At 73.6% G+C, this 13313-nt stretch carries 12 protein-coding genes and 1 pseudogene; 7 read left to right on the plus strand and 6 right to left on the minus strand.

Annotation, left to right across the window (positions count from 1 at the left end; genetic code table 11):
- Positions 1–150: pseudogene (locus tag Cph01nite_RS19120) on the plus strand (IS630 family transposase); the annotation flags it as partial.
- A 51-nt stretch (positions 151–201) separates the two neighbouring features.
- Here Cph01nite_RS19120 and Cph01nite_RS15275 read toward each other — a convergent pair.
- The 4 genes from Cph01nite_RS15275 to Cph01nite_RS15290 are packed head-to-tail and all read right to left on the minus strand — an operon-like array spanning position 202 to position 2560.
- Complete coding sequence (locus tag Cph01nite_RS15275) at positions 202–546, minus strand: hypothetical protein (protein ID WP_203675552.1); 345 nt, start codon at positions 544–546, stop codon at positions 202–204.
- Positions 536–751, minus strand: coding sequence for a hypothetical protein (locus Cph01nite_RS15280; RefSeq protein WP_203675553.1), 216 nt, complete (start codon positions 749–751; stop codon positions 536–538). The genes Cph01nite_RS15275 and Cph01nite_RS15280 overlap by 11 nt, the downstream gene beginning before the upstream one ends.
- A gap of 55 nt (positions 752–806) precedes the next feature.
- Positions 807–1511, minus strand: coding sequence for a hypothetical protein (locus Cph01nite_RS15285; RefSeq protein WP_203675554.1), 705 nt, complete (start codon positions 1509–1511; stop codon positions 807–809).
- A complete protein-coding gene (locus Cph01nite_RS15290; RefSeq protein ID WP_203675555.1) occupies positions 1508–2560 on the minus strand; it encodes an RHS repeat-associated core domain-containing protein in 1053 nt (350 codons plus the stop codon). The genes Cph01nite_RS15285 and Cph01nite_RS15290 overlap by 4 nt, the downstream gene beginning before the upstream one ends.
- A gap of 96 nt (positions 2561–2656) precedes the next feature.
- Between Cph01nite_RS15290 and purB the strand changes: the two genes are divergently transcribed.
- From purB to Cph01nite_RS15305, 3 genes are all read left to right on the plus strand, one after another.
- Positions 2657–4105, plus strand: a complete 1449-nt coding sequence (gene purB, locus Cph01nite_RS15295) for an adenylosuccinate lyase (protein ID WP_203675556.1) — start codon at positions 2657–2659, stop codon at positions 4103–4105.
- Between the two features lie 206 nt (positions 4106–4311).
- Complete coding sequence (locus Cph01nite_RS15300; protein WP_239069302.1) at positions 4312–5166, plus strand: UCP033725 family protein; 855 nt, start codon at positions 4312–4314, stop codon at positions 5164–5166.
- A gap of 247 nt (positions 5167–5413) precedes the next feature.
- Positions 5414–7471: a thioredoxin domain-containing protein gene (locus Cph01nite_RS15305; RefSeq protein WP_203675558.1), complete on the plus strand. Its 2058-nt coding sequence runs from the start codon at positions 5414–5416 to the stop codon at positions 7469–7471.
- Positions 7472–7578: 107 nt separating this feature from the next.
- Here the strand turns inward: Cph01nite_RS15305 and Cph01nite_RS15310 are convergent, their stop codons facing one another.
- Together Cph01nite_RS15310 and Cph01nite_RS15315 are read right to left on the minus strand one after the other, a co-directional pair.
- A complete protein-coding gene (locus Cph01nite_RS15310; RefSeq protein ID WP_203675559.1) occupies positions 7579–8046 on the minus strand; it encodes an SRPBCC family protein in 468 nt (155 codons plus the stop codon).
- A 104-nt stretch (positions 8047–8150) separates the two neighbouring features.
- Positions 8151–9428 (minus strand): glutamyl-tRNA reductase, encoded by a 1278-nt coding sequence (locus Cph01nite_RS15315; protein ID WP_203675560.1) that lies wholly within the window; start codon positions 9426–9428, stop codon positions 8151–8153.
- A 26-nt stretch (positions 9429–9454) separates the two neighbouring features.
- Here Cph01nite_RS15315 and hemE point away from each other — a divergent pair, with 26 nt between their 5' ends.
- The 3 genes from hemE (at position 9455) to hemC (ending at position 13271) form a co-directional block, all read left to right on the plus strand.
- Positions 9455–10540 (plus strand): uroporphyrinogen decarboxylase, encoded by a 1086-nt coding sequence (hemE, locus tag Cph01nite_RS15320; RefSeq protein WP_239069297.1) that lies wholly within the window; start codon positions 9455–9457, stop codon positions 10538–10540.
- Positions 10537–12045: a protoporphyrinogen/coproporphyrinogen oxidase gene (locus Cph01nite_RS15325; protein ID WP_203675562.1), complete on the plus strand. Its 1509-nt coding sequence runs from the start codon at positions 10537–10539 to the stop codon at positions 12043–12045. The genes hemE and Cph01nite_RS15325 overlap by 4 nt, the downstream gene beginning before the upstream one ends.
- A 197-nt stretch (positions 12046–12242) precedes the next feature.
- Entirely contained in the window at positions 12243–13271 is a 1029-nt protein-coding gene (gene hemC, locus Cph01nite_RS15330; RefSeq protein WP_203675563.1) for a hydroxymethylbilane synthase, read from the plus strand.
- The last annotated feature ends 42 nt before the right edge of the window (positions 13272–13313 follow it).

The raw sequence follows: 13313 nt of genomic DNA on the forward strand, positions 1-13313 counted from the left end.
ACCTTCACCTCCGTCAAGGACCTCAACGCCAAGATCCGCGCCTTCATCGACGGCTGGAACGACCGCTCCCACCCGTTCGTCTGGACCAAGACCGCAGACGAAGTCCTCACGAAGGCCAACCCGAAGAAGACTTCAGAGACGCGCCACTAGCGCCACGGGCTCAACACTCCGCGATCTTCTCTGACGAGCAGCTGACGCCTCCTATGCGCCGGATGAGGCGGTGTTCGATTGCACGCACTCGCGGTACCGTCGCAGCCAGTTCTCGAAATCTTGTCGACGATACACCGGGCCGTCGAATTCCTCGGGCTGAATCTCGGCCAGAGAAATCGCCTCCACAAGTTCGTAAAGACAACCGTCGAGCGCACCTACATCCTCGTCGAGTTCTATCAGCCTAATCGCCCATTCAGCCGCATCGTCGGGATGAATCGATCGGAGATCATCTGCTCGAGCACCCACGGCGCTTCGCTTGCCGTGACACCTCGACGTCGCCTTGAACGCCGCCCGCACCCCGATCCCAGCGGGCCCCTGCGCCCCGTCACCGATCACCCAGCTTTGTCGAGATCGACGCCGCACCACTCAACGGCTGCGGGGCACCGAACTCGTCGTACGCGAACGTCGCCTGCGTCGCAAACCGCTGCAACGGATCCAACGACCACGACGCCCGCTCCACCCCCGGCACCTCCTGCGAGGCCACCAGATCGTTCACGAAGTACCCCGTGGTCGCGGCCCCCGACCCGTCGGTCGACGGCATCGCCGTCGTCCACCCAGTTCGCGGCCGCCGCACCGATCGGCGTTCTGATCATGCACTACGTGGTGACACCGCTCGTGACGAAGATCCTCCAGGCTGGCGTATCCACTAACTGCGTCACCTCGCTCTCGACAACGGTGCGGCGTGCCGCGCGGACGATCCGCTGTTCAGCCCTTCCCGGATCGCGCAGTTCAGTCATGCCTTCCCAGGAAATGGAGGACGCTCGGTCGATCACGACGGATCCGCCCCCTACACCAGACAACTCCAGGACCACACGTGATAAAGAGAAATCCAGGTGCACGGCGTCGAGAAGCGATCCCATCGTGACACCCCTGGATGCCTCCGGGACCGAGATCGCCTCATCACAGAGGTGACGGCGCCTCAACGTCACGGTCGCGGGATCGACTATCAGATTAACGCCGTCAAGGGCGATATTGACACTCCCGCCCTCGTGCTCGCGATCGCCGCCCGCGATGTCAAGGAAATCGAAACCCGCCGGTCCGGACAGCGGCAAAGTTTCCTCAGAATCGGAGAAATGCTCGTTGGGGAACATGAATTCTCGAATTCCCTCCAGCACCATGACGCGGTCCGCGCTTGAGTCGATGTCGCTCCTGAAAAAGACGCTGAGCGAACGCGCTGAGAGACAGACGGACAATCTATCAATCCAGTACGCGTAGCGAAGATCTATGACCTCGCCATCGGACACTATATAAGGTGCGACCTTCTTCGATGCCTGAGCGTCGATGCCGACGAACTCGATCACCGCGCACTCCTTAGGTAGCGATGTGTCCTAATCAGGGAGACCCAAGAGGCGTTGCGTGTTCGCCGCTCCCTTGTAAAGCCCGGAATTGGTCTCGGATCCTTGGGATGAACCCTTGAGCGCACCAGGTGTGGAGTCTTGATCGACTGCTGTCTCGTTTTGTCGAAGTGCGCCTTTCCATGCAGGTCGATGTCAAACCGCTTCGTCTGGCTCACTGGAACCCGAACACGGGCCTTCCCTCCGTTGTACACCCGCGACAGGCGGGTCGCATAACGCGCCTTCAGCGCTTGGTTAACGGCACGAACCGCGAACCCGGCGCCCACGAGAGTCGCGGCCGCGGTGACCCCCATCAGTAGGGCCTTGCCCTTGTTCCCGTTCGCCGCATACGCCACCGCCGAGACACCCGCCGCCGCGGCCCCGACGGGCCCGGGGATGAACGAGGCGACCTCCCCGACCGCCGCCACGACCCCCAGCACCTTGCCCCAGGCGATCGTCCCGGACAGGTCCGTGCAGTTCACCGGATCGGCATTGCAGTAGTCGTACTGGTTCGCACTACCCCCAGGCACCGGGTCGACCTGCAAGAACCGCCCGACACCCGGGTGGTACAGCCGCACCCCCATCAGCACCACACCAGCCGGGGTGTCCACCGAGCGCTGCGCCGCACCCAACCACCCGTACCGCGGCGGCGCGTTCGCCGACGCCGCACCACTCAACGGCTGCGGGGCACCGAACTCGTCGTACGACACGAACCTCAGCTCCTGCCACGACGCCCGCTGCGCACCCTCACCGATCGGCACCGTCCCAACCACGTCCCCGTGCAGATCCACCAGCTGCAGCACCCGATCCCCGGTCGCCGAGGTCTTCACCGCGACCTGACCATCAGCACCCTCCACCCACCGCGTGACCTCCTCCGGCTGGGTCGCGTCCTCCACGATCCACCCCGGCTCATCACCATCACCGTCGTAGTGGATGACCTGCTCGGCCGAGCTCGCCCACACCCCGTCCACCCACGCGAACGTCGCCTGCGTCGCAAACCGCTGCAACGGGTCCAACGTCCACGACGCCCCAGCGAGCCGGGGCGGTCCTCGCTTCCCAGCGGCCCCGGACGCCCCGCACACCACCCCCGCACCCTCTGGGACACTGCTTCCATGCCGCTCGACGACGCCCCCGCCACCCGCGTCCCCCTCGCCGACGTCACCCCCGCCATCGCCCTCGGCCCGCTCGACGGTCGCTACCGCCCGGCCGTCGCCCCGCTGGTCGACCACCTCTCGGAGGCGGCGCTGAACCGGGCGCGCGTCGAGGTCGAGGTCGAGTGGGTCATCCACCTGACGTCCCACGCGGTGGTCCCGGGCGCGCCGGAGCTGGCACCCGACGAGCAGCAGTACCTGCGGGACGTCGTCGCGACGTTCGGTGCGGACGAGGTCGCGGAGCTCGCGGAGATCGAGCGCACGACCGTCCACGACGTGAAGGCCGTCGAGTACTTCCTCAAGCGCCGCCTCGCCGCCGCCCCGGACGCGCTGCGCGCGGACACCGTGCTGCCGCGGGTCAACGAGCTGGTCCACTTCGCGCTCACGAGCGAGGACGTCAACAACCTCTCGTACGCGCTGATGGTCCGCGGCGCGGTGTCGCAGGTGTGGTTCCCGGCGGCGGTCGAGCTGGCCGACGAGGTCGCGGCCCTGGCGGCCGAGCACGCGGCCGTCCCCATGCTCGCGCTGACGCACGGGCAGCCCGCGACGCCGACGACGCTCGGCAAGGAGCTCGCGGTGCTGGCCCACCGGCTGCGCCGGCAGCTGCGCCGCATCGCGTCGGACGAGTACCTCGGCAAGCTCAACGGCGCGACGGGCACGTACGGCGCGCACCTGGCCGCAGTGCCGGACGCGGACTGGCAGGTGGTCTCGCGCACCTTCGTCGAGCACCTGGGCCTGACGTGGAACCCGCTGACCACGCAGATCGAGTCGCACGACTGGCAGGCCGAGCTCTACGCGGACGTCGCCCGCTACAACCGGGTGCTGCACAACCTGGCCACCGACGTGTGGACCTACATCAGCCGGGGCGTGTTCACGCAGATCCCCGTGGCGGGGGCGACGGGGTCGTCGACGATGCCGCACAAGGTCAACCCCATCCGGTTCGAGAACGCCGAGGCGAACCTCGAGATCTCGTGCGCGCTGCTCGACACGCTCGCGTCCACGCTGGTCACCAGCCGCCTGCAGCGCGACCTCACGGACTCCACGACGCAGCGCAACATCGGCCCGGCGTTCGGCCACTCGCTGCTCGCGATCGACAACGTGCGCCGCGGCCTGCGCGCGCTGTCCGTGGACACCGCGATGCTGGCGCGCGAGCTCGACGCCAACTGGGAGGTCCTGGGCGAGGCCGTGCAGTCGGCGATGCGCGCCGCGTCCGTCGCGGGCGTGGCCGGCATGGACAACCCGTACGAGCGTCTCAAGGAGCTCACGCGCGGCCAGCGGCTGACGGCGGACGACATGCGCGCCTTCGTCGACTCGCTCGGGCTGCCGCAGGACGTCACCGAGCGCCTGCGAAACCTCTCGCCGGGCTCGTACACCGGCCTGGCGGCCTCGCTCGTCGCCCACCTGGAGTAGCCTGTCGTCCGGTTCGTCCGGATCAGGTGGGAACGTCCCCCGGTTGCGTCACCCGTTCAGCCTAACTGCTCGCTCCGGAGTGGGAGCGGTTCCTGTCGATACGTTTCGATACCTGGACATGTGCCCTGGATCGGGACAGAATCGTCGGCGTCGTCGGAATCCTCCCCGTCCGTCCGATCCGGCAAGGAAGCCCTCACGTGACACTGATGCAGAAGGCGATCACCCCGTCGCTGGCGCGCGCTCACCTCACGCAGGGTCACGACCGCATCGCCGGTTACGTGGTCCGCGCCGAGGACGTCGCGTTCGCGACCACGCCGGCCCAGCTCTTCGAGGTGCACGGCCTGGGCTACCCCGGCTCGCCGTTCAGCCCCTACGACCGGTCCATCGACATCCTGCGCTTCGAGTCCTCCCCGCAGCTGCAGTACCGCGACGTCCCGGGGTACATCGTGCCGCTGTGGTGGCTGCGCCACTCGCGCATCCCCCCGGGCGCGGAGCTGATCCGCGTGCACGACGACGGCACGTCGACCCTCCTCGCGCGCTACGGCGACGTGGGGACCGGCTGGACCGTCACGCAGCTCGGCGCACCGCGCCCGGCGCTGGCCTCGCTGTCGCGCTGCGTCGGCCCCGTCGCCAAGTGGCACGGTGCCTACCTCGAGGCCGACGTGGTCGACGGCGGGCACACGGTCGTGCTGGCGTTGGCCAACCCGCCGCTCGCCGAGACCGGGTTCCACCAGTCGCCGTCGGGCCGCTGGTACCGGCGCGTGGCCCGCGAGGACGTCAGCGAGCTGTTCGAGCTCGACCTGACGGCCCGCTGGAACGGTCTGTCGGTGCGCGTGGTCGACCAGTGGCAGGACGCGCAGCGGTACGTCGTGGCGCGCATCTCCCACCTGGGCGACGACATCGAGCGCGCCGAGCGCCTGCACCTCGACCGGGTCGAGGCCGGGGTCTACGAGGCCATCGTGTACGCCGCCGAGCTGACCGACATCGAGACCAACCAGGTCGTCCCCCACACGTGGGCACCAGGTCCTGCGGCGCAGCAGCGTCACTGGGCACACTCGTAAGATCTGATCGGTGAATTTTCACCCACGGGGCGCCGCGTTCGCGTAGCATCCCTAGACATACCGGCACGAACCCGAGCGGCACTCCACGGAGAGCCCCGGTCCCGGTCGGCCTCGCGGCCGACCCACAGACCGCACCGGGCCTGGTCCTCCCCCCCGACCAGGCCCGGTGCGCTTTTTCGTGCCCGCCGCACGCACCGGGCACACCCGCCCGGTCGCCCACCCGCCCGTCCTGACCCAGGCTGGGGGAGTGCCGAACCGACTCGCCCGCGCCACCAGCCCTTACCTGCTGCAGCACGCGGACAACCCCGTCGACTGGTGGGAGTGGGGCGACGCCGCCTTCGCCGAGGCCCGCCGCCGCGACGTGCCCGTGCTGATCTCGGTCGGCTACGCCGCGTGCCACTGGTGCCACGTGATGGCGCACGAGTCGTTCGAGGACCCGGCCACGGCCGCTCTCATGAACGAGCACTTCGTGTGCGTGAAGGTGGACCGTGAGGAGCGCCCCGACGTCGACGCGGTGTACATGGCTGCCACGCAGGCGATGACCGGCAGCGGCGGCTGGCCGATGACGGTGGTCGCCACCCCCGACGGCCGGCCCTTCTTCTGCGGCACGTACTTCCCGCCGCGGCGGGTCCAGACCATGGCGTCGTTCACCGAGGTGCTCACGGCCCTCGCGCAGGCGTGGACGACGCGCCGTGACGACGTCATGGCCAGCGCCGGCACCATCGCCGCCGCTCTCGCACAGCGCCCGGCGTCCGGCGGCGGCGACGGGCCGACCGGGGGTGACCTCGTCGACGAGCGCGTCGTCGCCCGCGCGCTGGGCGCCCTGTCGACGTCGTTCGACGAGCGCGACGGCGGCTTCGGCGGTGCGCCCAAGTTCCCGCCGACGATGGTGGTCGAGTGGCTGCTGCGGCACCACGCGCGCACCCGGGACGAGGACGCTCTGGCGATGGCACTCTCGACGCTCGACGCGATGGCCCGCGGCGGCATGTACGACCAGCTCGCCGGCGGGTTCGCCCGGTACTCCGTCGACGCCACGTGGACCGTCCCGCACTTCGAGAAGATGCTCTACGACAACGCCCTGCTGCTGCGCGTGTACCTGCACGCGTGGCGGCTGACCGGGGACCCGCAGCACCGGCGCGTCGTCGAGGAGACCGCCGACTGGCTGCTGCGCGACCTGCGTACCGACGACGGCGGGTTCGCGTCCGCGCTCGACGCCGACAGCGAGGGCCGCGAGGGCGCCTTCTACGCGTGGACCCCCGCGCAGCTGCGCGACGCGCTCGGCGACGACGACGGCGCCTGGGCCGCGGACGTCCTGGGCGTCACCTCCGAGGGGACGTTCGAGCACGGCACGTCCGTGCTGCAGCTGCGCCACGACCCCGACGACCCGGCGCGGCTCGCGTCCGTCCGCGCCCGCCTGCGGGACGCCCGCGAGACCCGCCCCCGCCCGGCGCGCGACGACAAGGTCGTCTCCGCCTGGAACGGGCTGGCCGTCGCTGCCCTCGCCGAGGCCGGTGCGCTGCTCGACCGGCCCGATTGGCTCGACGCCGCCCAGCGGTGCGCCCAGCTGCTCGCCGACCTGCACACCCGCGCCGCGCCGGACGGCGACCGGCTCCTGCGGACGTCCCGCGACGGCACAGCCGGCAGCGCACCCGGCGTGCTGGAGGACTACGCCGACGTCGCCGAGGGGTACCTCGCGCTCGCCGCGGTCACGGGCGAGCACGTCTGGACGACGCGGGCGCAGCGGCTCCTCGCGACCGTCCTCGCGCACTTCGGCGACGGCGACGGCGACGGGGGCTTCTACGACACCGCCGACGACGAGACCGACCCCGTCCTGGGTGCGCTGCGCCGCCCGCAGGACGTCGCGGACGGCCCCACTCCCGCCGGACAGCCGGCCGCCGCGGCGGCGCTCGCCACGCTGGCGGCCGCGACCGGCTCGCTCGAGCTGCGGGAGGCCGCGCTCGACGCGCTGCGCGTCCCGCTGCTGGTGTCGCGGCGGCACCCGCGGGCCGCCGGCTGGGCGCTGGCGACGGCCGAGGCGCTGCTCGACGGGCCGCGCGAGGTCGCCGTCGTCGGGCCGGCCGACGACCCGGCGACGCGGGCGCTGCACCGGGCCGCACTCGGCGCGCCCGCCCCCGGCCTGGTCCTCGCCGTCGGGGACCCGGGCCACCTGGGCGACGACGCCCCGGCCCTGCTCCGCGACCGCCCGCTGGTCGACGGGCGCCCCGCGGCCTACGTGTGCCGCGGCTTCGTGTGCGAGCGGCCGACGACCGACCCCGGCCGGCTGACGCAGCAGCTGCGCACCTGACACCAGCCCGCGTGCGTGACCGATCGACCGCTCACCACCCACGGGGCGGGGACGGCCGGGCCGGATCGACCTCTCACCACGGGTGAGAGGTCGATCCGGCTCTTGCGTCAGGTGGTGGGGTGACCGCCGTGGACGGTCCCGCGCCACGCGCCCGTCTCGGTGCGGCGCTCCTCGATGAACTCCTTGAAGCGGTGCAGGTCCTTCTTGACCTGACGGTCGTCGGCGCCGACAGCGGCACCGACCTTCTCGACGAGCGACTCGGGGGTCCACTCGATGTGCGTGGTGACGCGCGTGGACCCGGGGCCGAGCGGCTCGAAGGTCACGCGACCGGCGTGGGTCGTGCCGTCCACGCTCGCCCAGGCGACGACGACGTCGGGCTGCTGCTCGAGCACCGCGGCGTCGAACTCCCGCTCGACCCCCGCGATCGACGTGGTCCAGCGGGTCAGGGTGTCGCTGATCTGCTTGACCTCCTCCACGCCGCTCATGAAGTGCGGGAAGTCCTCGAACTGGGTCCACTGGTCGTACGCGGTGCGGACCGGGACGTCGACGTCGACGGTCTCGTCGATCGTGGCCATGGTCGTCTCCTGACGTTGCGTTCCGGGAATCAGTGCCCGGCCGACGCTACGTCGGGCCCGGCAGGTCCGCCTCCGGAAGCCGCGGCCCGTTGCGACGGCGCTGGTCAGACCGTCGTCGGCCGCACGTCGGGGACCTCGACGGCCGCCAGCTCGGTCAGCGCCCGTGCGTAGCCCGCCGCGTCCCCGACCCGGGCCGCGGCCCGCGCCGCGACCGTCGGCCCGTGCAGGGCCGCGCGCGTGCGACGCCGCAGCGAGCGCGCCAGGGCCCCGTCGACGTCGGCCGCGGGCAGGTCGGCCAGCGCCGCCTCGAGGCCCCCCAGCACCCGGGTCCGCTCCGCCACGACCGCCGGGTCCCAGTCCCGGACCCGCCGGTCCGCCTCGAAGTCCTCGGCCGCCTGCAGCACGACGTCGCGCGCGTGCCCCAGCGCGGCGTGCTCGGCCGGGGCGTGCTCCGCCACCGACTGCAGGGACACCAGCGCGACGCCGGGCAGCGAGCGCACGTCCGGGTCGACGTCGTGCCGCAGCGCCAGGTCCACCACGGTGAGCGGCCGGTCGGTGCCGCGCCGCACCGCCGCGAGCGCCTCCACGCCCAGCACGGCGCCGGCGGCTCCGGAGCACGCGACCACGAGGTCGGCCGCCATCACCTCCGCCAGCAGGTCGGCGCCCGCCGGCAGCGCCGTGACGCCCCGCGCCGACGCGAACGGCCCCGCCCGCCCGCTCGGGGAGAAGACCCGCACGTCCCCCACGCCGCGGGCCTTGAGGGCCGCGAGGCTCGCACCGGCGTACGAGCCGGTGCCGACCAGGACGCAGCGGACGGCCGCCCAGTCGGCGTCGCCGTCGGCCTGCGGGAGGGTGCGTGCGGCGAGGTCGAGCGCGACACCGACCACGGAGCGGCCCGTCGAGCCCAGGCCCGTCGACTTCTCGACGGCGCGGGACGCCCGCGACGCCGCCTGGAAGAGCGCCTCGAGCGTGGACGTCGTCGTGCCGTCGCGGCGTGCCGTGGTCAGGGCCCGCCGGACCTGGCCCGCGATCTCCCGCTCCCCCACGACCATCGACTCCAGCCCCGACGCGACCGCGAAGAGGTGCTCGCTGGCGTCGGCACCGACCAGCGGCCGCAGGTGCTGGGCCACGTCGTCGGCGCTGTAGCCCGAGCGCGACGCGACGGCCTGCGCGACGGCGCGACGGGCGCGGGGGGTGTGCGCGGTGTCGTCCACGTCCAGGTACAGCTCGAACCGGTTGCACGTCGCGAGCACGACGGCACCGGTCACGGCGTTGGTCGCGGCGACGAGCTCCCTGCCGACGGCGTGGACGTCCGACTGCAGACGCTCCAGCACGGTCAGGTCGAGGGAGTGGTGGCTCGCGACGAGAGACAGGAGCACCACGGGACCCGATTGAATCATCCCGGGAAATGTCCGGCACAATCGATCGTGTGAGTCTTCCCCCACACCATCCTCTCCGCGACGGCCGCACGACCGATTCCGCGCTGGTGACGGCGTATTCCGGGTCCCGACCCGAGCGCCTGCCGGTGTGGTTCATGCGGCAGGCCGGACGCTCCCTGCCCGAGTACCGCGAGCTGCGCGCCGGCACGGCGATGCTCGACTCGTGCCTGGACCCGGACATGGCCTCCGAGATCACGCTGCAGCCCGTGCGCCGGCACGGCGTGGACGCGGCGGTCTTCTTCTCGGACATCGTCGTGCCGCTCAAGCTGGCGGGTGTCGACGTGGAGATCGTCCCGGGCACGGGCCCGGTCATCGCCTCACCGGTGCGCACGCTCGACGACGTCGCGCGGCTGCGGGACCTGGGCCCGCTGGACGCCGAGCGCCTGGCGCCGGTCGCCGCGGGCGTCGAGCGGACCGTTGCGCAGCTCGGCGGGACGCCGCTCGTCGGGTTCGCCGGCGCGCCGTTCACGCTCGCCGCGTACCTCGTCGAGGGCGGGCCGTCACGCGACCACCTCGCCGCGCGGCGCCTCATGCACGCCGACCCGGCCGCGTGGACCGCGCTCATGGACTGGACCGCGGACGTCACCGGGGCGTTCCTCGCCGCGCAGGTCACCGCCGGGGCCAGCGCCGCCCAGCTCTTCGACTCGTGGGCCGGGGCGCTGTCCTTGGCCGACTACGCGGCGCACTGCGCGCCCGCGTCGGCCCGGGTGCTGGCGCAGGCCCGCGCCCTGGGCGTGCGGACCGTGCACTTCGGTGTCGCGACGGGCGAGCTGCTGGTCGCCATGCGCGACGCGGGCGCCGACGTCATGGGCGTCGACTACCGCGTCCCGCTCGACGAGGCGTCGGCCCGGCTCGGTGGCTCGACCCCGCTGCAGGGCAACGTCGACCCGGCGCTGCTCGCCGCACCGTGGGACGTCCTCGAGGCGCACGTGCGCGACGTCGCGCGGCGCGGCGCGGCGGCACCCGGGCACGTCGTGAACCTCGGCCACGGCGTGCCGCCCGAGACGGACCCGACCGTCCTGACCCGGCTCGTGCAGCTCGTCCACTCGCTGTGAGCCACGACGCCGCGACCGCACCGGACCCCGGCTCGTCGGGGTGGGAGGCGGTCGTCGTCGGGGCGGGCGTCGCCGGGCTCGTCGCGGCGCGCGAGCTGGCGCGCGCGGGCCTGCGCACGCTCGTCCTGGAGGAGCGCGACGCGCCCGGCGGGGCGGTGCGCGGGCACGACGTCGCCGGGCTGCGGCTCGACGCGGGCGCCGACTCCTACGCGACGCGCAACGGGTCGGTGGCCGCCCTGCTGGCCGACCTGGGCCTGGCCGACGACGTGGTCGCCCCCGAGCCGCGCGGTGCCTGGACGCACCTGACCAGCGGGGACGGTCCGTTGCCGCGCACCGGGCTGCTCGGCGTGCCGGCGTACCCGCTGGCCCGGGACCTGCGGGCGACCCTCGGCACGGCCGGTGCGCTGCGGGCCGCGCTCGACCTGGTCCTGCCGGCGCGGGTGGGTGCGGACGCCGCGACCCTGGGTGCGCTGGTCCGGGCGCGCATGGGCCGGGCGGTCGTGGACCGGCTGGTGCACCCCGTGGTCGGCGGCGTGCACGCGGCCGACCCCGACGACCTCGCCGTGGACGCGGCGGCTCCCGGGCTGCGCGAGGCGGTGGCCGCGAGCGGCGGGTCGCTGGCACGTGCGGTGCGTCGGCTGCGCGCGTCGGCACCCGCGGGCACGGCGGTCGAGGGCGTCCGGGGCGGCATGCACCGGCTCGTCGACGCGCTCGTCGCCGACGTCACGGCCCACGGTGGCGTGCTGCTGACGCGCACGCGGGCGGAGTCCGTGACGCGGGCGTCCGACGGCACGTTCGTCGTCGGCACGCAGGACCGCGGCCGTCCCCCGCGCCCGTCGCGGGACCTGCGCACGCAGCGGCTCGTCCTGGCGACGCCGGGTGCGGCGGCCGTGCTCGACGGGCTCGACGGTGCGCGGCTGCGCGACGTCCGGCTCGACGACGGCGCCCCGGTCACCCTGGTCACCCTGGTGCTCGACGAGCCCGCGCTGGACCCGGCACCGCGGGGCACCGGCGTGCTGACCGGCCCGGGCGTGGCCGACGTGCGCGCCAAGGCGCTGACGCACGCGACCGCCAAGTGGGGGTGGGTCGCGGACGCGGCCGGACCGGGCCGGCACGTGGTCCGGCTGTCGTACGGGCGCGCGGGCGAGGGGCCGGCCGACGTGCCGGGGGCCGACGCGGCGACGGGCGCGACGGACGCCGGTGCGCTGCCGACCGGTGACGCGCTCGTGGACCTCGCCCTCGCGGACGCCTCGACGCTGCTGGGCGTGCCGCTGCACCGCGACGCGCTGCGCGGGTCGGCGGTCGTGCGGTGGACGCAGTCCCTGCCGCGCCCCAGCGCCGCCCACCGCACCGCCGTGGCCGCGGTCCGGGCGGCGGTCGACGCGCTCCCGGGCGTCGCGGTCTGCGGGGCGTGGGCGGCGGGCAACGGCCTGGCGTCGGTGGTGCCGGACGCCCGCACGGCGGCGGCGTCCCTGCTCGACGTCCCGGAGCCCGACGCGCCCTGACGTGCTCGACAGACGACCTGACAGGGCGTCAGAATTGTCAGGTCCGGCATGGCGTGGATCACATTCTCGCCCCGTCCGCGCGGCATTCTGACGCATTGTCAGATCAATTTTCTGCAGAATTCCGTCCGCCACCTGCGACGATCCCGCGGACGCTCCCCGGTTTCGACATCCGCCCGCGCGGCGACGACACTGGACGCATGCCCCAGCACGTGCGGATCGGCACGCGCGCGAGCGCCCTGGCCCTCACCCAGACCGGCCACGTCGCCGACGCGCTCGCCGCGCTCGCCGACCTCGCGGTCGAGACCGTGCGGGTGCGCACCGAGGGTGACCGCGTCCGCGCGTCGCTCGCGAGCCTCGGCGGCACCGGGGTCTTCGTCACCGCGCTGCGCGACGCCCTGCTCGACGGACGCTGCGACGTCGCGGTCCACTCCCTCAAGGACCTGCCCACGGGCCCGGCCGACGGCCTGGTGATCGCGGCGGTCCCGCCCCGCGCCGACGCGCGCGACGCGCTGTGCGCCCGCGACGGCCTGACCCTGGCGGCCCTGCCCGCCGGCGCGCGCGTCGGCACCGGGTCGCCGCGGCGCGCCGCCCAGCTGCGCGCACGACGTCCCGACCTCGACGTCGTCGACATCCGCGGCAACGTCGGGACGCGACTCGGCCGCGTGCGCGGCCTGGACCCCACGACCGTCGCGGGCGGCACGCACGTCGGACCCGAGGCTCCCCACCCCGGCGTCGCCACGGACGCCCCCCGGGGCGACCTCGACGCCGTGGTGCTGGCAGCCGCCGGGCTCGAGCGGCTCGGGCGCCTCGACGCCGTCAGCGAGTGGTTCGCCCCCGACGTCCTCGCACCCGCACCCGGGCAGGGTGCGCTCGCCGTCGAGGTGCGCACCGCCGACGCGTCCGGCGACACCCCCCTCGCCGACGCGCTGCGGGCCCTCGACCACGCCCCCACCCGCCGGGCCGTCGTCGCCGAGCGCGCCGTGCTCGCCCGGCTGGAGGCCGGGTGCGCCGCGCCCATCGGCGCCTGGGGTCGGCTCGACGACGCGACGGGCACGCTGCTCCTCGACGCCGTCGTCACCGCCGCGGACGGCTCCCGCTTGCTGCGCCTGAGCGCGCAGGGACCCGCGGACGACGACCGCGCGGCCGACGCGCTGGGCCGCCGGCTCGCCGACGACCTCCTCGCCGCCGGCGTCGCCGACCTCGCACCCGTCGGGCCCGCCCGATGACCCACCACCCCACCGACCCGGGCACCACCGACCCGGGCACCA

Source organism: Cellulomonas phragmiteti (assembly GCF_016862775.1).
In the GTDB taxonomy this organism is placed as follows: Bacteria; Actinomycetota; Actinomycetes; order Actinomycetales; family Cellulomonadaceae; genus Cellulomonas; species Cellulomonas phragmiteti.